This window comes from Nocardia salmonicida NBRC 13393, assembly GCF_001613085.1.
GTDB lineage: Bacteria > Actinomycetota > Actinomycetes > Mycobacteriales > Mycobacteriaceae > Nocardia > Nocardia salmonicida.
Genome location: NZ_BDBR01000040.1, coordinates 1 through 24,314, shown reverse-complemented (window position 1 = coordinate 24,314; position 24,314 = coordinate 1). Strand labels below are relative to the sequence as shown.

Here is a 24,314-nt window from a genome sequence, read left to right as displayed (position 1 = left end):
CCTGAATGTGGGAGACGAATTATGAGGCGTTCCACTCTGATCTTGACCACTGCGGGGATGATCCTCGGCGGCGCGGCCGCCATCGATGTCCTCGACAGCGCGGCCATGGGGGCCGCGCCCGAGCCCGTTGTCAGCTACAACGTGCTGCACGACACGGCGTTATCGCACGCCGAAAGCACGTCGCTCGCAGTAGTGCGGGGCCTGACGACTCAGTAGCCGGCGGGCAGTGCGGCGAACATGTCGCGGGTGACGGCGACCGCGTTGTCGGAACTGCCGCCCTTGACCAACAGTGTCGCGAAAGCGATATCCCCGCGATAGCCGATGAACCACGAGTGTGATCCACCGTCGACTTCGGCTTCGCCGGTTTTGCCGTAGACCTCGCCCTGATCCCTGATGCGTTCGGCGGTGCCGCCGGTGACCACCATGCGCATCATCGAACGCAGCCCCTCGACCACCTCCGGCGCGATCGCGGGCCGATCACCGGTGACCTCGGTCGGCCTGCCCGTGATCAGATACGGCACCGGTGCGGCCCCGTGGGCGACAGTCGCGGCCATCACCGCCATCCCGAAGGGGCTCACCACCACTCGCCCCTGTCCGATGCCGTCCTCGGCGCGCTGCACGAGCCCGTCCGCTTTCGGTACCGAACCGGACATGGTCGGCAGTCCTTCGACCCGATAGTCCTGGCCGACGCCGAGGCGTGCCGCCGCCTGCGTGAGCGCGTCGGGTTCGAGTTTGCTGGCCAGCCTGGCGAAAGTCGTGTTGCACGACCGCTCGTAGGCCGTCGCCATCGGCACGTCACCGACGGAGAACATGTTGTAGTTGGGGATGGTCCGTTCACCGATGATGGTGCTGCTCGGACAGGGCAGCACGGTCTCGGGCGTGGCCAGCCCGGAAGCCATCGCCGCCGAGGCAGTGACCGTCTTGAAGATCGACCCCGGTGGATACTGTCCGCTGGTGGCCACCGGACCGTCGCGGTCGGCGGCCTTGTTCTGGGCCACCGCGAGGATCGCGCCCGTAGACGGGCGCAGCACCACCATCATGGTCTGCTCGGTGCGCAGGTCCACGGCGTGCTGGGCGGAGTTCTGCACGAACCGGTCGATGCTCAGCGCGAACGACGGTGCTGGTTCGGCCGCTTCCTCGTGCAGCACATCGAGATCGGCGCCGTCGGCATTGCGGGTGACCACGCTCCAGCCCGCCTTCCCGTCGACCTCGGCGATCACCGTCTTGCGGACCTGGGTGAGCAGGTCGGGCGCGAACTTGCGGTCGGTGGGCACCATGTCCCACTCCTGGGTCAGGGTGACGCCGGGCAGGCCGATCAGTTCGCCGCCGATGGTCTCGGCCTCGTATTCGTTGAGCAGCACCACGGTGTGCGCACCGTCGGTCCTGCGCGCCGAGGTGAGGATGGTCTGCGGGGTGTAGGCGACCGGGTCGATGCCGCTCAGCGCCGCGGCGAGCGCACCGGCGACACGACTGGGGTCGGGGGCGTCGGCCACGGTGAACTTCACGCGGGAGACCTTGCCGGGAACCAGCACGTCGCTGCCTGCCGCCTCGTTGACCCTGGCACGCGGCGCGGGGCGGGTGCGCAATTCCATGCTCTGGGTGTCACCGAGTTTGGGGTGGATGTCGGCGGAACTCCAGCGGACCAGCCAACGTCCGTCGCTGCGGCCCATCTGCAGTTCGCCGGAATAGGTCCACTGGCGACCTTTGGGCAGAGTCCACTCGTAGGTGTAGTCGACCGTCGCGGTGTCACCGTTGACGCGCGCGTCGCCGGTGCGGATCGACAACTTCTCCGCCTGCAGCGCCTGCCATGTCGAAGTCAGTGCCGCCGTGGCCTTCTCGGGCGCGGTGGTGAGCGCCGCCGCTGCGGCGAGATCGTGTTCGGCGAACGCCGCGGCGAAGGCGTCGGCAGCGGGCACCGGCCCCTGGGCGCCGGAAGAACAGGCGGTCGCCGCAACGGCGAGGGCGGCCACCGCGAACGTGGTGAGCATCCGTGTCCTCATCGGCACCGATGGTAGCGGCGAAGAGCCCGCTGACCTCGACGCCACGCGCCGAAGTTTCAGTCCACCAATACAGTTGCGAAGGTGGCGATCTGGCGGAAACCCACTCGGCTGTAGGCGCGGCGGGCGATGCGGTTGTAGTCGTTGACGTAGAGGCTGGCCGTACGGCCTGTCGCCACAACGGCATTGGCGACGGACGCGGTGCCCGCGGTGCCCACCCCCGCGCCCCGGTAGTCGGGATGCACCCACACGCCCTGGATCTGGCCGGTGCGTCGCGACAGTGCGCCGATCTCGGCCTTGTAGACGACCTCGCCGTCTTCGAAACGTGCCCAGGCCCTGCCGGATTCGATGAGACTCTTGATCCGACGCCGGTAGCCGCGACCGCCGTCACCGGCGCGCGGGTCGATGCCGACCTCCTCGATGAACATCGCGATCGCGGCGGTCAGGTAGCGGTCGATCTCGTCGGGTCGCACGCGGCGCACTCCCCCGTCGGCGCGCGCGGCGGCGGGCCTGGCCATCGCCAACAGGGGTTGATCGGCACGCAACTCCCTCGCCGGCCCCCAGGATGGGAGCAGCATTTCCCACAGTGGCAGGGCGAGCTCCTGCCTGCCGACCACGGACGAACACACTCGTGGCCAGCGGCCTGCCCGATCGGCGAACGCGCGTAGGGCCTGCTGGTCACCGCGCAGCGGAACCAGATTGGCGCCGGAGAAACACAGGGAGTCGGCCGGTCCGCCGCGGCTCCACAGCTCACCGGCGCCGGTTCGGGAGTCGAGCCCGAATTCCTGCACGCGGGCGGCGATCATGCACGAGGCCACCGGATCGGTATCGAGGACACGCAGCACTTCAGCCAGGTCTCGCACGGCCACCGGACGCGCGGGAGCGGTTTTGGACCGTCGCGTCGGCTCCAGCAGACTCCGCACGGCACCAGCCTGCCACGAAAGCACGCCGAGCGGTACGGGTCCGCCGAATCCGTCGTAGGACTGTGAGAGGTGCGGGATTCAGCTGACGGAGACAACGGGCTCGGCGCCCGGCTGCTCGCCCATCTCCTCGGCGATGCGCATCGCCTCTTCGATCAGGGTCTCCACGATCAGATGCTCGGGCACGGTCTTGATGACCTCGCCCTTGACGAAGATCTGACCCTTGCCGTTACCGGAGGCCACGCCGAGGTCGGCCTCGCGCGCCTCGCCTGGCCCGTTCACGACGCAGCCCATCACCGCGACGCGCAGCGGCACTTCCAGACCGTCCAGACCGGCGGCGACCGCGTCGGCCAGGGTGTACACGTCCACCTGTGCACGTCCACACGACGGGCAGGACACGATCTCGAGCTTGCGCGGGCGCAGGTTCAGCGACTGCAGGATCTGGCTGCCGACCTTGATCTCCTCGGCGGGCGGCGCCGAGAGCGAGACGCGAATCGTGTCGCCGATGCCCTCGCTGAGCAGCGCGCCGAAGGCCACCGCCGACTTGATCGTGCCCTGGAACGCCGGGCCCGCCTCCGTGACGCCGAGGTGCAGCGGGTAATCGCTCTGCGCGGCGAGCTGGCGGTATGCCTCCACCATGATCACCGGGTCGTTGTGCTTGACCGAGATCTTGATGTCGCCGAAGCCGTGTTCCTCGAACAGGCTCGCCTCCCACAGCGCCGACTCCACCAGCGCCTCTGGCGTGGCCTTGCCGTACTTCTCCAGCATCCGCTTGTCCAGTGAACCCGCGTTGACGCCGATGCGGATCGGGATGCCCGCGGCGCCCGCGGCCTTGGCGACCTCGCCGACGCGGCCGTCGAATTCCTTGATGTTGCCCGGGTTGACACGGACGGCGGCGCAGCCGGCGTCGATCGCGGCGAAGATGTAGCGCGGCTGGAAGTGGATGTCGGCGATCACCGGGATCTGCGACTTCCTCGCGATCGTGGCGAGCGCGTCGGCGTCTTCCTGACGCGGACAGGCCACCCGCACGATGTCGCAGCCCGAGGCGGTGAGCTCGGCGATCTGCTGCAGGGTGGCGTTGATGTCGTGGGTCTTGGTGGTGGTCATCGACTGCACCGAGATCGGCGAATCGCTACCGACGCCGACATTGCCGACCATCAGCTGGCGGGTCTTGCGCCGGGGTGCGAGAACAGCAGCGGGGGCGGCGGGCATCCCCAATCCGATTGTGCTGGTCACGTTCGGCTGCCTTCTTTCGTACGGATCGACCTGGGTTGTTGTTGCCGAGCTTAGTCGCGCAGGGTAACCGGGCGCCCTGTGAGGGGCACGACACCGGTCATCTCGCTGTCACGGCAGTCGGATCGGGTTGACGATGTCGGCGGCCAGGGTCAGCAACATGAACGCACCACCGATCACTACCGCCACGTAGGTCACCGGGAGCAGCTTGAGGTAATCGACGGGACCGCCGGGGGCCTTACCGAGCCAGCCACGGATCGTGTTGCGGATCTTCTCGTAGAGCACCACCGCGATATGCCCACCGTCCAGCGGTAGCAAGGGCAGCAGGTTGAACGCGCCGAGGAAGAAGTTCAGGCTGGCCAGGACCAGGATGAACATGCCCCACAGGCCACGCTCCGCGGTCTCGCCACCGATGCGGCTGGCACCGTAGACGCTGACCGGGGTCTCCGGGTCGCGCTCGCCGCCGGTGACCGCTTCCCACAGCGCCGACACCTTCTGCGGCATCTTCGCCAGCGACTTCACCGTCTCGACGAAGAAATCACCGGTGAACGAGGCAGTGGCCGGGATCGCGGCGATCGGGCCGTACTGCTTGGGCTCGGCGTAGTCGGGGCCGACACCGACCGCGCTCACCTCTCGGCTCGGGCCTTCCTTGGGCGAGCGCACGACCCGCTCCGGGGTGACCGACACCGTCAGTGTGTTGCCGCCGCGTTCGACCTTGTAGGTGAACGTGCCGGTCTGCTTCTGGGTCTCGGCCTGGAACTGTGCCCAGGTGCTCACCTCGACGCCGTTCACGGCTTTCACCACATCACCACGCTGCAATCCGGCGCGCTGGGCAGGTCCGTCGCCGGTGCAGGGGGCGAGGGTCTTCTCCGGAGTCTCCTGCGCGACGCAGCTCATGGTGCCCAGTGCGGTCTCCGGTGGCTGCTCGAGCTGCGGTAGACCCCAGCCGATCGCCAGGGCCACCAGCAGGATGAACCCGAGCAGGAAGTTCATGCCGATGCCGCCGAACATCACGACCAGGCGCTTCCAGGTCGACTGGCGATACATCGCCCGGTCGACTTCCTCCGGCTCCAGCTCGTCGAGTGCGGTCATGCCCGCGATATCGCAGAAGCCGCCCAGCGGCAGCGCCTTGAGCCCGTATTCGGTCTCACCGCGACGGAACGAGAACACCTTCGGCCCGAAACCGATGAAGTACCGGCGCACCTTCATGCCGGTGGCCTGCGCGGCCCACATGTGCCCGCACTCGTGCAGCGCGATCGAAATCGTGATGCCGAGAGCGAACAGTGCGAACCCGAGCGCGAAAACCATGTGACTCCTGTGTTCCTGGCGGCTGGCGCCGCGGGTTTTCGGCCTCGTAACCCCGAATCCGAGGGGCGATACTGCGCCTTCGGCGTTCCGTCTCGCCCCTCGGATCCGGGGCGGCCGAAAACGTGGTGGTGTCGTTGTAGTCGTTAGGTCAGGTCGTTTCGCCGTCGATGGTCTTCGCGGCGTACTCCCTTGCCCAGCGGTCGGCCGCGAGGACGTCGTCCAGGGTATCGGGTTCGGCGTGCCAACGGTCGGCGGCCTCTACCGCGCGAGTGACGGTGCGCACGATAGCGGGGAAGGTGATCTTGCCGTCGAGGAATGCTTGGACGGCGACCTCGTTGGCGGCGTTGTAGACCGCGGTCACGCTGCCGCCCGCTTCACCCGCCTGCCGGGCCAGGCGGACCGCGGGAAAGACCTCGTCGTCGACCGGCTCGAAGGTCCAGGTGGAGGCGGTGCCGAAATCGCAGGCCGCGGCCGCGCCGGGGATGCGGTCGGGCCAGCCGAGCGCCAGGGCGATGGGCAGTTTCATGTCAGGGGGGCTGGCCTGGGCGAGGGTCGAACCGTCGACGAAGGTGACCATCGAGTGGATGATCGACTGGGGGTGGACGGTGACGTCGATGCGGTCGTAGGGCACGCCGAAGAGCAGGTGCGTCTCGATGAGCTCCAGACCCTTGTTGACCAGTGAGGCCGAGTTCAGGGTGTTCATCGGGCCCATCGACCAGGTCGGGTGGGTTTTCGCCTCGGCGGGGTTCACCGATTCGAGCATCTCGGTGGTCCAGCCGCGAAACGGTCCGCCCGATGCGGTGAGAACCAGGCGGTCGACCTCCTCGGCGCGACCGCCGCGCAAGCACTGGGCCAGCGCCGAGTGCTCGGAGTCGACAGGCACGATCTGGCCGGGTGCGGCCGCGCGCGTCACCAGGGAGCCGCCCGCCACGAGGGATTCCTTGTTCGCCAGTGCGAGACGTGTCCCCGCCTGCAGCGTGGCCAGGGTGGGTTCGAGCCCCAGCGATCCGACCAGGGCGTTGAGCACGACGTCGGCGTCGGTGCGGCGGACCAGTTCGGTCACCGCGTCCGGGCCGCCGAGCTCGAGATCGAGCGCCTGGGCGGCGGAGGGATCGGCGACGGCGACATTGCGGGTGCCGGTGGCCGCCATCTGCTCGGCGAGCAGGGCGGGATTGCCGCCGCGCGCCGCCAGACCGACCACCTCGAAGCGGTCGGGATTGGCGGCGATCACCTCGAGCGCCTGAGTACCGATCGACCCGGTACTGCCGAGAAGCAGCACCTTCACCCGATCGGTGGACGGGGAACTGTCGTGCGCGGCACGCGTTGTGGGGTGGGACACGGGCCCATTGTGGCAGGGCTGCTGGCTACGACGGACGGTCGTATGCCACGATATGCTCACTCGCCCAACCAGAACTCGAGCCCTTAGGAGCGATCGTGGCAGCCACGGACCTCGATAAAGCCAGCACCGAGCGTGCCGTCGCCACCAGCGTCGACCCCGCCGAGGTGCCCTCGGCAGCATGGGGCTGGAGCGGTGAGTCGCGCAAGACCTTCCGCATCGCGGCGTGGGTGGTCATCGTGGCCCTGCTCGGCATGACCATCGGTAACCACCAGGGCCACGTCGAGGACATCTTCCTCGTCGGCCTGGCCGCGCTGATGGCGCTCATCCTGGTCGCCGACTCGCTCACCCGGCGTATGCCGAGGTAGCTCCTCGCCCGACAACGTCCACGCCTGCGGCAAGCACTCTGCGCCGCAGGCGTTTTCGTGTGTCAGCGGCCGCGGCGGGCAGGCTTGCGACCGCGCCCGACAGGCTTCTTCGGCGCCGGTTTCTTGGCGGCGGGTTTCTTCGCCGCCGGTGTGCGAGCGGGAGTCGCGGCGCGCTGCTCCGGTTCCGCCACGCCGCCGCGCGAGCTGTTGGCCGACCGACCGCGCACGATGCCGACGAACTCCTCGAGCAGATCGCTGTCGGTCCCGGCGGGCCAGGCCAGGGCGATCTCGGTGAACTCGGTGTCGCTGATCGGGCGGTACACGAGGTCGCGGCGATTGTGCAGGCGAGCGATCGACTGCGGCATGATCGCCGCGCCACCGACGGCGGCGACCATGGCGAGGGTGTCGACGGCCTGATCGAGATCGGCGCTGTCCTGGATCGTCTCGTCGACCAGATCCGCCGGGCTGATCGACTCGAGCAGCGACAGCGCGTCCTCCTTCCGCACGACCGCGACCGGTGTCTCCTGCCACAGCGGAATCGCGTTCGTGGCGGTCCGGTCGATGGGCAACCGGACGAAGCACAGATCGATGCGGCCCTCGCGCAGCGCCGATTCCTGCTCACCCTGCGCGACGCCGACGACCTCGAGCGGATGGTCCGGCAAGCGTTCACCCCAGATCCGCGCCCACTTCGACACCGTCACCCCCGGCACGAACCCCACCCGCAGGCTCGCGGGCGCGTCGGGCTTCTGCTCCCGATCGGCCTGCTCCTGCACGCGGATCAGGTCTCTGGCGCGGGCGAGCAGAGCGTTGCCGTCGTCGGTGAGCTGAGTGGGCGAGGCACCGGGCACGAACACGCGGGTGCCGAGTTCTTCCTCCAGTTCGATCACGGTGGCGCTCAGTGCCTGCCGCGAGATCCGGAGGGCTTTGGCGGCGCGCGCGAAGTGCAACTCCTCGGCGACGGCGACGAAACGACGCAACCGGTCGAGGTCGATGGAGTCGGCGGCGGTGACGTCGAAGTCGCTCATTCTGACCAGAATATGGCACCCGCCGATCAGCCCGGCGGGCCGATCAGAGGTTTGCCAGCAGCGCGATCACTCCGGCGACCACGATGATCACGACCAGGATGAGCGCATAGGTGCCGAGGGCCGATCCCCAGCCACCTCGTTGCGGCGGCGGATTCGGAATCCGGGCCGGTTGCTGCTGCCAATACTGCGGCGCGGGCGCGTACTGCGGCTGCGGCGCCCGCGCGGGCATCGGCGCGGGGTTGTACTGCGGGATGGGCGTGCCCGTCGAACTCACCGGGCGCATGGGCTGCATGCCGACGAACGGCTGAGCGTGCGCACCCGAGGTCGGGCGGGCGAGCGGGCGGGCACCGGTGGTTCCGGTGCGCACTGCCCGCTGAGCGGCGTCGACGAACTCCTCGCACGAGGTGAACCGGTCGGCGGGTCGCTTGGCCAGCGCGCGAGCCATCACCGCGTCGAGCACCTGCGGCAGACCCGCGCGACGCGGACTCACCGGGGGTGGAGGCGCTTGCAGGTGACCGGTGATCACCGCGGCCGGACTGGTCGATTCGTAGGGCGCGCTGCCGGTCAGCAGTGTGTACAGCGTGCAGGCGAGGGAGTACTGGTCGGCGCGGTGATCGAGGGCGGCGCCGGTGAGCTGTTCGGGCGCGGCGTAGGCCAGCGTGGCGGTGAACGAGCCGGTCTCGGTCAGGTGACCCGAATCGTCGCGTAGACGCGCGATGCCGAAGTCGGTGAGATACACCCGCTCCTGGCTGCTCGAACGCGCCAGCAGGATATTGGCGGGCTTCACGTCGCGGTGCAGTACACCCGCGCGGTGCGCGTAGTCGAGCGCGGCGGCGGTCTCACCGATGATCTGGAGCGCCCGGTCCGGCGGCAGCGTGTGCGGATCCAGCGAGGAGGCGTCGATCCCGTCGATGTACTGCATGCTGATCCACAGCTGGTCACCCTCGACCCCGCGATCGAACACGGTCACGATATTGGGATGATCGAGCTGGGCGACCAGATCGGCTTCCCGCTCGAACCTGGCCCGGATCTCTTTGTCGGAGAACAACTCCCGATTCAGCAGCTTCAGCGCGGTCCACCGAGGCAGACGCGGATGCCTGGCCAGATACACCGACCCCATCCCGCCCTGACCCAGCTGCCGGTCGATCGTGTAGCCGGCGAACACCGTCCCGTCAGAAACCACTCTGACCCCCGAATCTCGCTCTTCGTCCGACGGCTGGACCCTACCAAAGCGCCGTTCGCGACGTCGCGGGCATCGGCGCGGCGCAAGTGGGCGTGAACTCAGCCCAGCGGAAAGCTCGCGACGTCGGCGACAAGGATCGGCATGTTCGTCTCCACCGTGTGGCCCGGGAACGGCGTGACGCCGGAACCACGGTAGAACAGCAGCACCCAGCGGGCGCGTGCCGGTTCGGAGAATGTCGAGATAATCGCGGAGCCGTTGTACCGGCCATCGGCTGATTGTTCCCTGCGGTCATCGGTGCGAGTACCGGTCGACGACTGGCCGTGGTCCTTCGTTTCCTGACGGAACCGTGCGACGACCGCGGCGGCGGCCTCGGCAGTCGGGTACGTGTAGAACGTGTAGTGGGTATCGACCATCTTCTCGGCGCCGCAGCTACGACTCGCCGCGTAGCCGTCGAACGTCTTCGTCCACGGATAGCCGTAACTCAGCGGCTTTACTGTGGCCGAGCAGTTTCGACCCCCGAAACCGTGTCCGTTGCCGTAGCCCGCGGGCATCATCTGCGGGAAGGCCTCGTGTAGGGCATCCAGGTCCCTGCGCCCCTGTGATCGCTGCAGCAAGTCGGCGAGAGCGGAGTGCTCGTCCTGCCACACCCAATACCCGGCCCCGAGTACCGAGGACCGCCATCACGGCCTCGGCTCACTCCTCGACCCGCACACCCATCGACCGCGCGGTGCCGGCGACGATGCGCATCGCCGCCTCCACATCGGTCGTATTCAGGTCGGGCAGTTTGCGGATCGCTATGCGGCGCAATTGGTCCCGGCTGAGCGCGCCGACCGGTTTGTGGCCGGGCCGCGGTGAGCCCGGTTGGCCGAGCGCCTTTCGGATCAAGGATGCCGTCGGTGGGGTTTTCAGGCGCATCGTCCAACGTTTGCGGGCGTCGATCGTGATAACGGCGGGAATGATCTCGCCGCGCCGTTCGGCTGTCGCGGCGTCGTATCGTCGTTTGACCTCGAAGGGTGGGACTCCGGTCGGACCGAGCATCTTGCCGAGGATCATCAGTGAGGCGTTCCCGGCTTCGAGCTCGAGAGTGACTGTGACAGAGGCTGTTTCGCGCACCATAGTCAACGATCTCGGACGCACGCGTCGATCCGGTCCCGCGACGATAACGCCTGGGCCGCAACCCGCTCGAGCGGTTCGGTTCGCCTGATTCCGATTCGCCTGTCAGTCTGTGGGCGTGAAACGTGATGTTTCCGCTCGCCTCGAGGTCGCGGTCCATGCCGATTCGGTGCTGCAGTGTCAGATCGCTGTCGCCCGCCAGCCCGGGCTCGACCTGATCGAGTCCATGACGTGCTCGCTCAACGGCGAGTTCCTCACGCCGCGCGAAGTGGTGGGCGCGCACGGTTCCCGGATCCACGTCCTCGACGTGCGGGCGGGCACCCTCCGCATCGACTATCAGGCGACCGTCCTCGGCACCGCCGTTCTCGAGCCACCCTCCGACTACGACCTCTCGTTGTACCGACGACCCAGCCGCTACGCCGAGTCGGACAAGCTACTCGGCTTCGCGGCGGCCGAATTCGGTTACGGCATCGCCGATCCCGAGGTGGCCAACCGCGTCTCGTCGTGGATCGGTCGACGGATCACCTATGTCTCGGGCAGCAGCACGCCCATCGACGGCGCGGTGGAGACGCTGTTGTCCGGCACCGGGGTCTGCCGCGACTTCTCACACCTGATGGTCGCGTTGCTTCGCGCCGTCGGCGTCCCCGCCAGGGTCGCCGCGGTCTACGCGCCGGGCTGCGTACCGATGGACTTCCACGCCGTCTGCGAGGCCTACATCGACGGCGAGTGGCGCACCTACGACCCGACGGGCCTCGCGCCGCGCTCGAGCCTGGTGCGCATCGCCACCGGCCGCGACGCCTCCGACATCGCCTTCCTGGACAACCACGGCGGCGACATCACCCTGAACTTCATGTCGGTCAACGCCTTCGTCGCGGGCCCACTTCCCTACGACGACTTCGTCGCGCCGATCAGCATCGTCTGATGGGCGCGTCGCCTAGCCCTCGGCGGCGAGCTGACCGCAGGCGGCGGCGATCTCCTGGCCGCGGGTATCGCGCACCGTGCACGACACGCCCTGGGCGATCACGCGACGCACGAACTCCTTCTCGACCGGCTTGGGGCTGGCATCCCACTCGCTGCCCGGTGTCGGGTTGAGCGGGATCAGGTTCACGTGCACGAGCGGGCCGAGCGCCTTGTGCAGCTTCTTGCCGAGCAGGTCCGCCCGCCACGGCTGATCGTTGATATCGCGGATCAACGCGTACTCGATCGACACGCGACGCCCGGACTTGTCGGCGTAATAGCGTGCGGCGTCGAGCACCTCGGCGATGGACCAGCGGTTGTTCACCGGCACCAAGGTGTCACGCAGTTCGTCGTCGGGAGTGTGCAGCGACACCGCGAGGCGCACCGACATGTCCTCGTCGGCCAACTTGCGGATCGCGGGCGCGAGGCCGACGGTCGACACGGTCACCGACCGCTGCGAGATACCGAGCCCGTCGGGAGCGGGCGAGGTGATCCGGCGCACCGCGTTCACCACCCGCTTGTAGTTGGCCAGCGGCTCGCCCATCCCCATGAACACGATGTTGGACAGCCGGCCCGGACCACCGTGCACCGCACCGTCGCGCAAATCGGCCGCGGCCGCGCGCACCTGGTCGACGATCTCCGCGGTCGACAGGTTACGGGTGAGCCCCGCCTGCCCGGTCGCGCAGAACGGACACGCCATACCGCACCCGGCCTGGCTGGAAATGCACAGCGTATTGCGGTCGGGGTAGCGCATGAGCACGCTCTCCAACAGCGTCCCGTCGTGCGCCTTCCACAGCGTCTTGCGGGTATCGCCCTCGTCGCAGGCGATATTGCGCACCACCGACAGCAGCGGCGGGAACAGCGTCTCGCCGACCTTCGCGCGCACATCGGCGGGCAGGTCGGTCATCAGCGCCGGATCGGACTGCAGGCGACCGTAGTACTGGCGGGCCAACTGGTCGGCCCGGAACTTCGGCAATCCCAGCTCCTGCACCGCGGCCTTGCGTTCGTCCGAGTCGAGATCGGCGAGGTGGCGCGGCGGCATGCCGCGGCGCGGGGCATCGAACACGAGGGGCAGGGAGATGGCCATAGTTTCACCATTGTCCCAAACGCACCGTCGTGGCCACCACGCCGGGCAACGTTATCGACAAGATGCGTGCACGAGCCATAGCAGTCGGCAATGATCGAACTATGAGTACACACGCAGAATCCGGTGCGTCACCGGCCGAACACGACCCGCCGCCGACCGATCTCACCGGCAAACACAGCAAGCCCGTCGAACCGGCGAAGCCCGCGACCACACCGGCCCCGCGCGACGCCGTGCACGGATCGCGCACCGGCTACACCTGGATCGCGTTGCTGGCCGCGGCCCTGCTCGGCATCGTCTTGTTGATCTTCATCATCCAGAATCTCGACAAGGTCCGGACCAACCTGCTGTTCTGGCACTTCGACCTGCCGCTCGGCGTCACCGTGTTGCTGTCGGTGATCGCGGGCGCTCTGGTGATGGGCCTGGTCGGCGGGGTCCGCATCCTGCAACTGCGGCACGCCGCCAAGAGGCCGTGACACTCAGATCAGCGCGCTGAGGACCAGCCAGGAGACGAACGCCGAGGGCAGCATCGAGTCGAGGCGATCCATGATGCCGCCATGTCCCGGCAGCAGCGTTCCCATGTCCTTGATGCCGAGTTCCCGCTTGATCTGCGATTCGATCAGGTCACCGATGGTCGCCACGGCCACCAGGCCGACACCGAGCACCACACCGATCATCGAGTTGGCCTCGAGCAGCAGGGTGACGGTCAGCAGACCGCCGATCACGCTGAACACCAGCGAACCGCAGAAACCCTCCCACGACTTCTTCGGGCTGATAGCGGGCACCATCGGATGCCTGCCGAACAGCACACCGGCGACATAGCCGCCGACATCGGAGCACACCACCAGGATCATGAACGTGAGTACCCGCAGATTGCCGTCGGGTTCGAGTAGCAGCAACGTCGAGAACGCGGCCAGCAGGGGGATCCAGGCAAGGGTGAACACGGCGATCGCCGTGTCGCGAAGGAAGTTCTTCGGCGCGGTACTGAGTCCGTGATCGAACAGGCGCCACACCATGCACACCAGCGCGGTGGCGGCGAACGCGCCCAGCACCCCGCTCGCCCCCCACGGCCAGCCGAGCCAGAACACCGCCTGACCGCCCACCAGCAGCGGAATCCGCGGCACCAGCACGTCTGCTTCGCGCAGCCGCTTGGTGACCTCCCAGGTCGCGACTCCCACGCCGAGCCCCGCGACCGCGATGAACACCTTCGGGACGAACAACAGGATCGCGATCAGCGACAGCCCGAGCGTCAGACCGACGGCCAGCGCCGCGGGCAGGTTGCGCCCGGCCCGTGAGGTCGGGGCAGGCGGCTGCTCGTCCTGCGGCGTGGCCGCGGTCGCCGTCTCCTCGACCTTGTCCGGCATGGGATCCGGTGCCGCCCCGGTGGCGGCGGCGTCTTCGGCCACGATTGTCCCGTCGCTCAACTCGTCGTTCCGTTCATCCCCCGCACGAGCGGGACTGGCGAGATCTGGCGCTCAGACCTCGAGCAGTTCGGCTTCCTTGTGCTTGACCAGCTCGTCGACCTGGGTCACGTACTTGGCGGTGGTCTTGTCGAGCTCCTTCTCGGCGCGCCCGACCTCATCCTCACCCGCTTCGCCATCCTTCTGGATGCGGCTCAGTTCGTCCATCGCCTTGCGGCGGACGTTGCGAATCGAGACCTTGGCGTCCTCGCCCTTGCTCTTGGCCATCTTCACCATCTCGCGGCGACGTTCCTCGGTGAGCTGCGGCACCGAGATGCGCAGGATGTCACCGTTGTTGGTCGGGTTCACGCCGAGGTCGGAGTTGCGGATGGCGTTCTCGATCAGGCCGAGCGAGCTCTGCTCGTAGGGCTTGATCACGACCATGCGCGGCTCGGGCACGGTGATGCTCGAGACCTGGGTGATCGGCGTCAGCGAGCCGTAGTACTCGATCAGCACGCGGGTGAACATGCCCGGGTTGGCGCGACCGGTGCGAATGCTGCCCAGGTCGTCCTTCGCCACCGTGACGGCCTTGTCCATCTTCTCTTCGGCATCGAAGAGCGCTTCATCAATCACGACCGAATCCTCCACAGCGTCGTCATCGTCATCGTCCGCGGGTGCGGGGTCACGACCGAACCAGGGTGCCGATGGGTTCACCGGCGACCGCGCGGGCAATATTGCCCTTGATCAACAAATTGAACACCAGCATCGGCATCTGGTTGTCCATGCAGAGACTGAACGCGGTGGCATCAGCCACCTTCAGGCCCTTTTCGATCACTTCCTTGTGGGTGATCTCGGTGAACATGCTCGCATTCGGGTCGACGCGCGGGTCGGCGTCGAACACGCCGTCGACCGCCTTGGCCATCAGCACCACGTCGGCGCCGATCTCCAGCGCGCGCTGGGCGGCGGTGGTGTCGGTGGAGAAGTAGGGCATGCCCATTCCTGCGCCGAAGATCACGACGCGGCCCTTCTCGAGGTGGCGCTTGGCGCGCAGCGGCAGATAGGGCTCGGCGACCTGGCCCATCGTGATGGCGGTCTGCACGCGGGTGTCCACACCCTGCTGCTGTAGGAAATCCTGGAGGGCAAGGCTGTTCATCACGGTGCCGAGCATGCCCATATAGTCGGAACGGGCTCGCTCCATGCCGCGTTCCTCCAGCTCGGCGCCACGGAAGAAGTTGCCGCCGCCGATCACCACGGCCACCTGCACGCCGGTCTCGACGATCTCGGCGATCTGCTCGGCCACCGTCTGCACGACGTCGGGGTCAAGGCCCACCCCACCGCCACCGAACATCTCCCCACCCAGCTTGAGCAGCACCCGGTGGTATCCAGGGCGGTCGTTACCCGGGTCGGTCATGGGTGTCGGTCTCCTTCGGCGAGGTCGAGAGCGGGGCGAGCAGGCGGCATCCATCCTGCCCTATCAGGTTGCGGTCACCCAGAAGTGGGGTCGGTCGATCGACGAGGAAAGCCCCTCCAGCGCGGCATCACACCGCGCCGAAGAGGCTTTTCGTGGAGTTCAGGCGGATCAGGCCTGGCCGACCTCGAAACGAGCGAAACGCTTCACGTTCACGCCCGCCTCTTCCAGAAGCGCCTTGACGGTCTTCTTGGAGTCGGTGACGGCGGACTGCTCGAGCAGCACGACGTCCTTGAAGAAGCCGTTCACGCGGCCTTCGGTGATCTTCGCCAGCGCGGCTTCGGGCTTGCCCTCTTCGCGCGCGGTCTCCTCGGCGATGCGACGCTCGGCGTCGACGACATCGGCGGGCACCTCCTCGCGGGTCAGGTACTTCGCCTTGAGCGCGGCGACCTGCATGCCCGCGGCACGCGCGGCGTCGGCGGCGCCGTCGCCGGTGCCCTCGTACTCCACCAGCACGCCGACGGCGGGCGGCAGGTCCGAAGCACGCTTGTGCAGGTAGGTGGCGACCGGGCCGTCGAAGGACACGACGCGACGCAGTTCCAGCTTCTCGCCGATCTTGGCCGACAGCGCCTGCACGGCGTCGTCAACGGTGCCGTCGGTCAGCTTGAGCGCCTTGAGGGCGTCCAGGTCGGCCGGCTTGCCCGCGGCGGCCGCGGTCACGATCGCGTCGGCCAGCTGCTGGAACTCGGCGTTCTTGGCGACGAAGTCGGTCTCGCAGTTGATCTCGACCATGACGCCGTCCTTGGCGATGACCAGACCCTCGGCGGTCGCACGCTCGGCACGCTTGCCGACGTCCTTGGCGCCCTTGATGCGCAGCACCTCGACAGCCTTGTCGAAATCGCCGTCGGAGTCGGCCAGCGCGTTCTTGCAGTCCATCATGCCGGAGCCGGTGAGCTCCCGGAGCCGCTTCACATCAGCAGCGGTGTAGTTCGCCATCGGGGGCGAGCCTCCTCGTGTGTGGGGTGCTTGGGTGTTAACACCACCTTGCCGACCGCTTCTGAATTCAGAAGGGCCGGCAAGGTGAACGTAGTGCTACCGGTCAGCTCAGAAGTCGGCCGGGGTGTGCTGTGCCGGGTCGGCCTTGACCTCGGCCTCGGCTTCGGCCGGGGTCTCGACGGCCGGGGCCTCGGTCGCGGCAGCGACATCGGCTTCGGCAGCCGGGGTCGCCGAGGACAGGAGCTCCTGCTCCCACTCGGCCAGCGGCTCGCCTGCGCCGGCTTCGGGCTTCGCGTCGCCGGAAGCCTGGCCCGCGCGGGCCTGCACGCCCTCGGCCACCGCGGAGGCGACGACCTTGGTGAGCAGTGCGGCGGAACGGATCGCGTCGTCGTTACCCGGGATCGGGTAGTCGACCAGGTCGGGGTCGCAGTTGGTATCCAGGATCGCGATGACCGGGATGTTCAGCTTGCGCGCCTCGCCGACGGCGATGTGCTCCTTGTTGGTATCGACGATCCAGATGGCCGAGGGAACCTTGGCCATGTCACGGATACCACCGAGGGTGCGGTCCAGCTTGGTCATCTCACGCGTGAGCATGAGGATTTCCTTCTTGGTACGACCCTCGAAGCCACCGGTCTGCTCCATCGCCTCGAGTTCTTTGAGGCGCTGCAGGCGCTTGTGCACGGTGGAGAAGTTGGTGAGCATGCCACCCAGCCAACGCTGGTTGACGTAGGGCATTCCGACGCGCAGCGCCTCGGAAGCGATCGACTCCTGGGCCTGCTTCTTGGTACCGACGAAGAGGACGGTGCCACCGTGGGCGACTGTCTCCTTGACGAACTCGTAGGCCTTGTCGATGAAGGTCAGCGTCTGCTGCAGGTCGATGATGTAGATGCCGTTGCGGTCGGTGAAGATGAACCGCTTCATCTTCGGGTTCCACCGACGAGTCTGGTGGCCGAAGTGCGCGCCGCTGTCGAGCAGCTGCTTCATAGTTACGACAGGCATAGCCTTCGTATCTCTCTTTCGTTGCCGGTTGTCGCGGTCGATCGGCGATCGACTGCCCTGGCGCCACCGAAACCGCCGGACCCGATTCTAAGAATCCGGGACCAGCCGACGATTTCCCTGTTCATCCGATGGAGAACTCGCGCTGACATGCCCTCGCGGACCGTCTGCTTTGCGAGCGACGACCGGATGGACGAGCACGGGTGGCGCGCGAAGTCGGTCCGTGCTGTGCACACGCAATGGCTGCTGAGCACAAACCGCTTGTTCAGTCTACGCGGACCAGGGCCAGGTCCGAAATCGCCCCTGGGCAACGGCCGCCCATTCGTGGATGAAGTGGGCGATATCCACAAGCGGGAAAGTTGTCCACAATCCCGAAATCGTTGTCCCGGTGGGGTTGTCCAGCGCCCAGAGTTGGGGCATGAACACGTTGACACGCACCCTGATCAGTACGTTTCCGCTGCTCTGCGCGGCTGGTGTCGCTGCCGCGCCTGCGGCTGCGCATCCCGATATAGGCGCTCCGCCGGCCGCTCGACCTGCGGTCGGTCCCGACCATTCGCGATGCGCCGGAGGCGGTCCAAGGGGACCCGTTGTGCTCGCCCGGCCACCCGAGCGAATCGGTCGGCCGATTCTCCCACCGCGGCGTGCGGCAGTGCCCGGCACGGTTCCGGTAGCGCCGCAGCTCCAGAGCGGACCGACCTCGACAGGCACCCGACTCGAAGTGGAGGGCCTCCCACCGAACACCGGGGCGGCGGGCCCCTGCGGTCGAGCGACGACCGTGGTGCCCGTGATCGTCGTGCCACGGCGAGAGCTTGTGCCCGCGCCGGTTCCGGTACAGGTGACCGTGCATGATCTCGGCTCCGCTCCCGCCCGGGCACAAGGTACCGAACCGAGCGCGGGGGGCCGGTCGGAGATCGAGATCGTGGTACGGGCCGGGGGTGGCAGTGGGTCGGCGGCCGAAGTGCCCACGGTTCTGCGGGAGATGTTGCGGGTGCTGGCGGCGCAGCAACGTGTGCCTACGCCGCGGCCGCATCGCTGAGGTCGTGGCGGCGATGTTCGAGAAGCTCGATGCCTGGCCGAAGGTGCCGACTCGCCTTCACCATCTCGATCGAGCGCGGGCCGACACTTCGGTGCGCCTCGAGGTGACCGGCTGCGGCATGAAGCCCGATACCGGGCGGAATGCGCCGACGCGCGTTCACCGGCCCCATCGGTCCCCGCCTTCAGTGCGGTCCAACGTGCCCGACCCCGACGAGTGGCCTCGCAGACCCGGGAACGCGCGTCGTGCCGCGCGCCTGGTGCGGTCGGCCCTCGGGCGGGTCCTTGGCGTCGTCTGTCTGGTGGCGATTGTTCTCAGCGGTGCGGTACCGGCCGATGCCGCCGAATCCGGGCTGTTCGGTTGGCCGTTGCGGCCGCGGCCCACGGTGGAACGCAAGTTCGACAAACCGGAGCGGAATTGGTTGCCGGGGCATCGTGGCGTCGATCTGGCGGGCGTCGCCGGGCAGAGCGTGCTGGCGGCGGGCGAGGGCATCGTGGTGTTCGCGGGGGACGTGGCAGGCAAATCGGTGGTGTCCATCGATCATCCCGGCGGGTTGCGCACCACCTACGAACCGGTTCGCGCGCAGGTGAGCGTCGGAAGCCGGGTGAGCAGAGGTGCGCCTATCGGCACGCTGGTGACCGGACATGAGGGGTGTCCGTCCACCGCCTGCCTGCACTGGGGTGCCCGCCGTGAGTCCGGTGCCCACAGTCGTCGTGAATATGTCGACCCGCTCGGACTCCTGCACGAGGTGCCGGTCCGCCTGAAACCGTTGGAGCCGTGACGTGACGAACCACTCCACCAGCCGGGCCCTACGCCGACATTCCGGAGACGACAATCGAGACGTGCCCAAGGAACCAGCGCCCTTCACCTACCCCGAGATCGGTGCCACCCGCGCCACCATGCCCGACGGATACCACCGGTTCCGGCATCGGCGCCCGATCGGCCACGGTCGCGACCTGTTCGACCGCGCGGCCACCCACATCCTCGACTTCGGGATGCAGAAGGGCGTTGACATCTTTCGCGGCGCCGACACCGAAACCGCGCGGCCCGGAACCGAATTGACGGTCGTCCTCCGAATCTGGCCGCTGAGCTTCAGCGCGCCCTGCCGCGTGGTCTACGTCCTCGACGAACCCGACCGCCGAGGCTTCGCCTACGGCACCCTGCCCGGTCATCCGGAGGTCGGCGAGGAATTGTTCGCCGTCGAATACGACGCCACCGACGACACCGTCTACGGCCTGGTCGCCGCCTTCTCCAAGCCCGGCGCCTGGTACGTCCGCCTCGGCGGCCCCGTGGTCCGCCTGATCCAGCGCTGGTTCGCCCACCGCTACTTGAATACCTTGCCCACCAACGGCTGACACGTCACGAGCTCAGCCCTTCCACTCGATGTCGCAGGCCGAGGTGGTGACGTAGCGGCGACGCTGGAAACCTGACAAGTCTCGAGGTGCAGCCGACTCCGGCACCGTTGATATCGACTGTGCCAACCCACCTGATGGACAATCCGGCGGGCACTGGAAGGCGAGCTGCGCGTGGCCGGTCCGCTACCGGCTATCGGGGCACCCCTCGCGACCTGTGGCACGGCCCGCGACCTCGGCGCCGTGTCGGCGCTACGTTCGGCACCCGGTGCAGCGCTCGCCGACCGAGTTCTGCGTCGGTGGGGGTCGCACGCGATGCTCGGAAGCTGCCCGATGACCCCGCGTGTCGCGCGCCGCATTCCCTCGGTGTCCAACCGCAAATCGTTCTGCGCGTCATGTGGTTGCACTACTCCCTTACGCCAGGTTGCCACGCTGGCAGACGCCCCGGCGAGTCGCCCTAAACGGCTGACGAGCGCGGCGAGTCGCGCACGATCCGACCATCGGTTGCGCAGAACACCCAACGTGGGAGCCGAGCCGGTCGCGCTAGCCGTTGAGCAGCACCGCGATCGCGGCGATCAGGGATACCGTCGCGACGGCGAGAGCGGTGGTCCCGACGAATCGGTGACCAGCGCCCACACGCCCGCGGTCGAGTGCGCGGCCGCGGGACCAACCCACAATCGCCAGGAGCAGCGCGACCGCGGCAGCGGCGAGTGGGAGCACCCACGTCGGCCGACCGTCGGTAGTTGCTTCGTGGACAAGGAGCAGGGCGCAGGCGGCCGCACCGAGGGACGTACGCCGCCAGGCGAGGGCCGTGCGCTCCATCGCCAGGGTCGGTGCGGTCACGACAGCGCTACCGCCACGCAGGCGAGTGCGGCGACCACCGCGACGCCGACCGAGAGAACGGGAACCAGGGCCGTTCCCGGCAGCGGTCCCCCGGCGCGCATCGCGAGGTTCACCCGGCGCCAGTGCCGGAAGGCGGCGAGCGCGACGGTCAGCGCCATGATCAGGCAGATCATCGCGATCACACCGGCGAAACCGGCCAGCCGAGTCGGCTGAACCAGGGCGTGCACCGCGACACCGCCGGCGAGCAGACCGAGCGCGGTCCTGATCCACGCCAGGAACGTGCGTTCATTGGCGAGGGTGAACCGGTAGTCGACCTCTTCCTCACCGTCCCCGGATTCGGCCCCGACCTCGGGCAACGTCACTACCACCACCTCCTGCCCCCATCATGCGCTACCGCGATCCCTACACTCGTGAGCGTTGCGAGCGGAGCGTCCGCCATGTCGCCCGCCGCCGATCTATTCGCCACTATGCCGCCCACCTGCGGTCGTTCGGCCACTCGATGATGCCGCGGCTACGCCCCCGTTGCCGTTCTGCTCACAGGCGCGGCACAATCCCACACCGGACTCGTTCCCAGGGCGCAGTCTCCAATCGGGCACGGCACAGGGCCTGCCGATGATCCTCGCCCGGCGCGATCGGCCGGGCCCCAGCGCGGTCCGCCACCAACGCCTACGACCTGCGCGGACTGCTACGTCTCGGCATCGAGCACGTTTCGCGACGGTCAGGCGCGGGGGTGAGCTTGGTCGTGTACTCGTTTGAGGCGTTCGATGGAGACGTGGGTGTAGAGCTGGGTCGTGGCCATGCTGGCGTGGCCGAGGAGTTCCTGAACAACGCGGAGGTCGGCGCCGCCTTCCAGGAGGTGGGTGGCGGCAGTGTGGCGCAGGCCGTGCGGGCCCATGTCGGGGGCGCCCGGGATGGCGGCGACGACCTCGTGGACGACGGAGCGGGCTTGGCGTTGGTCGAGTCGGCGGCCGCGCTGACCGAGGAGCAAGGCGCGGCTGGAGTGGTCGTTGGCCAGGGACGGGCGACCGGCGCGGAGCCAGGCGTCGAGCGAGGTGTCGGCAGGACCACCGAACGGCACCGAGCGTTCCTTGTTCCCCTTGCCGAGCACCCGAACCAGGCGGCGCTCCCGATCGATGTCATCGATATCGAGGCCGCACAGCTCACTGACACGAATTCCGGTGGCGTACAACATCTCCACGATCAGGCGATCCCGCAGCGCCATCGGATCCTGCTGCGCCGCTCCGGATTCCGCCGCCCCCATCGCCTGTTCGGCTTGATTGCGGCCGAGAACCGCGGGCAGCACGCGATGTGCTTTCGGGGCCTGCAGGCGCAAGCCCGGATCGACACCGAGCCGACCGGTTTCGGTCAGCCACGCGGTGAACGTTCTTGCCGCCGAAGCACGTCGAGCCAGGGTCGTCCGCGCCACTCCCGCCGCCGCGAGCTCGGCCAGCCACGATCGCAACAACGGCAGATCCAGCTCTCGCACCGCCGAATCCGCCGACCGCGCGTACAGATGCTCGAGCAGCGACCGCACATCTCCCAGGTACGCCCGCACCGTGTGCGCCGACCGATTCCGCCCCAACCGCAGATGCCGCCCGAACTCGGTGAGCAACGCGGTCAGATCATCAGGCAGCACATCCATGACCCCCACCGTCACCCTTCCCCGCCCCCCACGCAACCCACCACGCCGCCTGCCGGGTGCCGCCGTCAGCTCGCCCGTCGACTGGATGTCCGAAACCATCCACCGGAGTCGCAGCCGACCAATTCGGCGAGTTCCAGGCTCGGCAGGACCGCCCGGACTGTGGCCAGGTCCAGGCCGCATTGTTGAGCCAGTTCGCGGGGAACGCGCGAGCCGATGGCGGGGAGAGCCGCATAGATTTCGGCTTCGGCGCCGCGGAGTTGGGCGACGGGATCCACCGGGTTGCCTTCGGCGACCGGGAGGCGGAGGGGGCCCGCTTCGTCGATGATGTCCTCGGCGCGGGTTACCAGGAGGGCTTCGCCCTCTCTGATCATTCGATGGCAACCTGCCGAGGAGGCCGAGCCGACGGGTCCTGGGACAGCCATGGCCGGTCGGCCCAGCCTGCGGGCCCACTTCACGGTGTTGCGGGCACCGCTGCGAAGTCCTGCTTCGACCACCAGGACACCGTCTCCGAGCGTGGCGATCAACCGATTCCGGGCGAGGAACTGGTGTTTCTGGGCCGAGATGCCCGGCGGGTATTCGCTGACGACGAGACCGCTCTCGGCGATCGCAGCGAGTAGGCGGTCGTGTTGGGCCGGATATGGCCGATCGACTCCGCAGGCGAGCACCGCCACGGTTGTCCCGCCGACAGCCAAGGCCGCGCGATGCGCCGCCGCATCGATGCCGAAGGCCGCGCCGGAAACGATCGTCCACCCCCGACCGGCCAGGTCGCACGCGATCTCACTCGCTACCTGCAATCCGTATCCGCTGCTACACCGCGAACCGACCACCGCGACAGCACGTTCGGACGCGGTATGCAGCGAGAGGGGCCCCCGCGCCCACAGCACCAGCGGGACGGCGGCCTCACGATCGCGTTCGGTGTCGAGTTGATCGAGTCCGAGCATCCGCCAGCCGGGCCATTCCTCGTCATCAGGGGTGATGACCCGTCCGCCCAGGCGCGCGATGGTTTCCAAATCCTGTGCCGCCGCGTCGATCTCGCGCCGTATGGCGGTAGGACCACGCAAAGCCGCGGGCAACTCGTGCTCGCGGACCGCACGGGCGGCCTCACACACCCCCACCGAGGCGATCAATGCCGACAGGGGCGCGCACGGCCCCTGCACCACCCGCGACAGGTACACCCAGGCGAGTCGGCGTTCGTCCGGATCACCGTCCAGATCCACCACGTCACCGACCGCACGCAACCCACTCATTGCGCACCCCGCTGCCGGAAGTTCAACGACGACATCACATCCTGCACGGTGGGCAGATCACCGTCGCGCAGATCACAGACCGTCCAGGCGACCCGGATCGCCCGGTCGGCGCCACGAGCCGACATTCGCCCCAGTCGTAAAGCCGCCTCGATCGGCGCGATCGATTCCCGTGGCAACTTGAATCGCTTGCGCAGGACATGGCCCGGCACTTCGGCATTGGTCGTCCACCCGTCCGCACTCCACCGCTGCGCGGCGCGGGCTCTTGCTCCGGCAACGCGCGCGGCCACCGTGGTGCTGCTCTCGGCCTGCACGTCGCCGAACGTCGCGCCCGCCTGCCCGTGCATCTGGACCCAGATATCGATGCGATCGAGTAGCGGTCCCGACAGTTTGCCCAGGTAGCGGCGACGAGCCAACGGCGCACAGATGCAGTCGACATCGCGCGCCGGCGCACACGGACAGGGATTGGCCGCGAGTACGAGTTGGAATCGGGCCGGGTACCGGGCGACACCGTCGCGACGGGCGATGCGAACCTCGCCCTCTTCGAGTGGAGTCCGCAGTGCTTCCAGTACTTTCGTGCCGATCTCGGCGCATTCGTCCAGGAACAGCACCCCGCGATGCGCGCGGCTCACCGCACCGGGACGGGCCATGCCCGAACCGCCGCCGATCATCGCGGTCACCGACGTCGAATGATGGGGCGCGACAAAGGGAGCCAGCGTGAGCAGCGGCTGCTCTGCCGAGAGCGATCCCGCCATCGAGTGGATCGCGGTCACCTCCAAGGATTCCGCTTCCGACAACGGCGGCAGGAGGCCCGGAAGACGTTGCGCCAGCATCGTTTTGCCGATACCGGGCGGTCCGGTGAGCAACAGGTGGTGT

The 24,314-nt window shown here is 68.0% G+C and carries 27 protein-coding genes; 7 read left to right on the top strand and 20 right to left on the bottom strand.

Annotated features, from left to right (window positions below; translation table 11 throughout):
• The first annotated feature begins 21 nt into the window (after positions 1 to 21).
• A complete protein-coding gene (locus tag NS1_RS30260; protein WP_056811746.1) occupies positions 22 to 216 on the top strand; it encodes a hypothetical protein in 195 nt (64 codons plus the stop codon).
• On the opposite strand, the gene NS1_RS30255 is transcribed toward NS1_RS30260, so the two are convergent.
• From NS1_RS30255 to dxr, 5 genes are all read right to left on the bottom strand, one after another.
• On the bottom strand, positions 210 to 2,000 hold the full coding sequence (locus tag NS1_RS30255) for a penicillin-binding transpeptidase domain-containing protein (RefSeq protein WP_062989991.1): 1,791 nt from the start codon (positions 1,998 to 2,000) through the stop codon (positions 210 to 212). The genes NS1_RS30260 and NS1_RS30255 overlap by 7 nt on opposite strands.
• Before the next feature lie 56 nt (positions 2,001 to 2,056).
• Positions 2,057 to 2,911: a GNAT family N-acetyltransferase gene (locus tag NS1_RS30250; RefSeq protein WP_371852087.1), complete on the bottom strand. Its 855-nt coding sequence runs from the start codon at positions 2,909 to 2,911 to the stop codon at positions 2,057 to 2,059.
• An 87-nt stretch (positions 2,912 to 2,998) separates the two neighbouring features.
• On the bottom strand, positions 2,999 to 4,153 hold the full coding sequence (gene ispG / locus NS1_RS30245) for a flavodoxin-dependent (E)-4-hydroxy-3-methylbut-2-enyl-diphosphate synthase (protein WP_056811752.1): 1,155 nt from the start codon (positions 4,151 to 4,153) through the stop codon (positions 2,999 to 3,001).
• Between the two features lie 108 nt (positions 4,154 to 4,261).
• Positions 4,262 to 5,458 carry a M50 family metallopeptidase gene (locus tag NS1_RS30240; RefSeq protein WP_062989989.1) on the bottom strand — a complete coding sequence of 399 codons (1,197 nt, stop codon included), beginning with the start codon at positions 5,456 to 5,458 and terminating at the stop codon, positions 4,262 to 4,264.
• 148 nt (positions 5,459 to 5,606) lie between these two features.
• On the bottom strand, positions 5,607 to 6,797 hold the full coding sequence (dxr, locus tag NS1_RS30235; RefSeq protein WP_169812857.1) for a 1-deoxy-D-xylulose-5-phosphate reductoisomerase: 1,191 nt from the start codon (positions 6,795 to 6,797) through the stop codon (positions 5,607 to 5,609).
• 95 nt (positions 6,798 to 6,892) lie between these two features.
• Here dxr and NS1_RS30230 point away from each other — a divergent pair, with 95 nt between their 5' ends.
• On the top strand, positions 6,893 to 7,162 hold the full coding sequence (locus tag NS1_RS30230; protein ID WP_056811759.1) for a DUF2631 domain-containing protein: 270 nt from the start codon (positions 6,893 to 6,895) through the stop codon (positions 7,160 to 7,162).
• Between the two features lie 62 nt (positions 7,163 to 7,224).
• Here NS1_RS30230 and NS1_RS30225 read toward each other — a convergent pair whose 3' ends face one another.
• The 4 genes from NS1_RS30225 to NS1_RS30210 all read right to left on the bottom strand — a co-directional run bounded on the left by NS1_RS30225 (position 7,225) and on the right by NS1_RS30210 (position 10,486).
• Complete coding sequence (locus tag NS1_RS30225; protein ID WP_062989985.1) at positions 7,225 to 8,187, bottom strand: LysR family transcriptional regulator; 963 nt, start codon at positions 8,185 to 8,187, stop codon at positions 7,225 to 7,227.
• Positions 8,188 to 8,230: 43 nt separating this feature from the next.
• Complete coding sequence (locus tag NS1_RS30220) at positions 8,231 to 9,370, bottom strand: serine/threonine-protein kinase (RefSeq protein WP_082843975.1); 1,140 nt, start codon at positions 9,368 to 9,370, stop codon at positions 8,231 to 8,233.
• 98 nt (positions 9,371 to 9,468) lie between these two features.
• Positions 9,469 to 10,017, bottom strand: a complete 549-nt coding sequence (locus NS1_RS30215; protein WP_062989983.1) for a hypothetical protein — start codon at positions 10,015 to 10,017, stop codon at positions 9,469 to 9,471.
• Between the two features lie 46 nt (positions 10,018 to 10,063).
• A complete protein-coding gene (locus NS1_RS30210) occupies positions 10,064 to 10,486 on the bottom strand; it encodes an uL11 family ribosomal protein (protein ID WP_062989981.1) in 423 nt (140 codons plus the stop codon).
• Positions 10,487 to 10,601: 115 nt separating this feature from the next.
• Here NS1_RS30210 and NS1_RS30205 point away from each other — a divergent pair, with 115 nt between their 5' ends.
• Positions 10,602 to 11,405, top strand: coding sequence for a transglutaminase-like domain-containing protein (locus NS1_RS30205; RefSeq protein WP_062990009.1), 804 nt, complete (start codon positions 10,602 to 10,604; stop codon positions 11,403 to 11,405).
• A gap of 12 nt (positions 11,406 to 11,417) precedes the next feature.
• On the opposite strand, the gene rlmN is transcribed toward NS1_RS30205, so the two are convergent.
• Positions 11,418 to 12,527: a dual-specificity RNA methyltransferase RlmN gene (gene rlmN / locus NS1_RS30200; RefSeq protein ID WP_062989979.1), complete on the bottom strand. Its 1,110-nt coding sequence runs from the start codon at positions 12,525 to 12,527 to the stop codon at positions 11,418 to 11,420.
• Between the two features lie 101 nt (positions 12,528 to 12,628).
• On the opposite strand from rlmN, the gene NS1_RS39480 reads away from it, so the two are divergent.
• Positions 12,629 to 13,000, top strand: coding sequence for a LapA family protein (locus tag NS1_RS39480; RefSeq protein WP_062989977.1), 372 nt, complete (start codon positions 12,629 to 12,631; stop codon positions 12,998 to 13,000).
• A 3-nt stretch (positions 13,001 to 13,003) separates the two neighbouring features.
• Here the strand turns inward: NS1_RS39480 and NS1_RS30190 are convergent, their stop codons facing one another.
• The 5 genes from NS1_RS30190 to rpsB all read right to left on the bottom strand — a co-directional run bounded on the left by NS1_RS30190 (position 13,004) and on the right by rpsB (position 17,327).
• Entirely contained in the window at positions 13,004 to 13,888 is an 885-nt protein-coding gene (locus NS1_RS30190; protein WP_062990007.1) for a phosphatidate cytidylyltransferase, read from the bottom strand.
• 111 nt (positions 13,889 to 13,999) lie between these two features.
• Complete coding sequence (frr, locus tag NS1_RS30185; protein WP_056815675.1) at positions 14,000 to 14,557, bottom strand: ribosome recycling factor; 558 nt, start codon at positions 14,555 to 14,557, stop codon at positions 14,000 to 14,002.
• Positions 14,558 to 14,606: 49 nt separating this feature from the next.
• Positions 14,607 to 15,335 carry a UMP kinase gene (pyrH, locus tag NS1_RS30180; protein ID WP_056811778.1) on the bottom strand — a complete coding sequence of 243 codons (729 nt, stop codon included), beginning with the start codon at positions 15,333 to 15,335 and terminating at the stop codon, positions 14,607 to 14,609.
• Between the two features lie 168 nt (positions 15,336 to 15,503).
• The gene (tsf, locus tag NS1_RS30175) at positions 15,504 to 16,328 is read right to left on the bottom strand and encodes a translation elongation factor Ts (RefSeq protein WP_056811781.1); all 825 of its coding nucleotides are present in this window, start codon (positions 16,326 to 16,328) and stop codon (positions 15,504 to 15,506) included.
• 108 nt (positions 16,329 to 16,436) lie between these two features.
• On the bottom strand, positions 16,437 to 17,327 hold the full coding sequence (rpsB, locus tag NS1_RS30170) for a 30S ribosomal protein S2 (RefSeq protein WP_062989975.1): 891 nt from the start codon (positions 17,325 to 17,327) through the stop codon (positions 16,437 to 16,439).
• Positions 17,328 to 18,108: 781 nt separating this feature from the next.
• On the opposite strand from rpsB, the gene NS1_RS30165 reads away from it, so the two are divergent.
• From NS1_RS30165 to NS1_RS30155, 3 genes are all read left to right on the top strand, one after another.
• The gene (locus NS1_RS30165) at positions 18,109 to 18,360 is read left to right on the top strand and encodes a hypothetical protein (protein ID WP_157125475.1); all 252 of its coding nucleotides are present in this window, start codon (positions 18,109 to 18,111) and stop codon (positions 18,358 to 18,360) included.
• A 295-nt stretch (positions 18,361 to 18,655) separates the two neighbouring features.
• Positions 18,656 to 19,138: a M23 family metallopeptidase gene (locus NS1_RS30160; RefSeq protein ID WP_373864375.1), complete on the top strand. Its 483-nt coding sequence runs from the start codon at positions 18,656 to 18,658 to the stop codon at positions 19,136 to 19,138.
• A 61-nt stretch (positions 19,139 to 19,199) separates the two neighbouring features.
• Positions 19,200 to 19,712: a DUF1990 domain-containing protein gene (locus tag NS1_RS30155; protein WP_062989972.1), complete on the top strand. Its 513-nt coding sequence runs from the start codon at positions 19,200 to 19,202 to the stop codon at positions 19,710 to 19,712.
• Between the two features lie 540 nt (positions 19,713 to 20,252).
• On the opposite strand, the gene NS1_RS30150 is transcribed toward NS1_RS30155, so the two are convergent.
• From NS1_RS30150 to NS1_RS30130, 5 genes are all read right to left on the bottom strand, one after another.
• Entirely contained in the window at positions 20,253 to 20,552 is a 300-nt protein-coding gene (locus NS1_RS30150; RefSeq protein ID WP_062989970.1) for a DUF202 domain-containing protein, read from the bottom strand.
• Entirely contained in the window at positions 20,549 to 20,914 is a 366-nt protein-coding gene (locus NS1_RS30145; RefSeq protein ID WP_056811797.1) for a YidH family protein, read from the bottom strand. The genes NS1_RS30150 and NS1_RS30145 overlap by 4 nt, the downstream gene beginning before the upstream one ends.
• A gap of 356 nt (positions 20,915 to 21,270) precedes the next feature.
• Positions 21,271 to 22,194 (bottom strand): tyrosine recombinase XerC, encoded by a 924-nt coding sequence (locus NS1_RS30140; protein ID WP_062989968.1) that lies wholly within the window; start codon positions 22,192 to 22,194, stop codon positions 21,271 to 21,273.
• A 65-nt stretch (positions 22,195 to 22,259) separates the two neighbouring features.
• Positions 22,260 to 23,441 (bottom strand): DNA-processing protein DprA, encoded by a 1,182-nt coding sequence (gene dprA, locus NS1_RS30135; RefSeq protein ID WP_084504655.1) that lies wholly within the window; start codon positions 23,439 to 23,441, stop codon positions 22,260 to 22,262.
• Positions 23,438 to 24,314 (bottom strand): ATP-binding protein (locus NS1_RS30130; RefSeq protein ID WP_157125474.1); only part of this gene is annotated, 877 nt, incomplete at its 5' end. The genes NS1_RS30130 and dprA, both read right to left, overlap by 4 nt.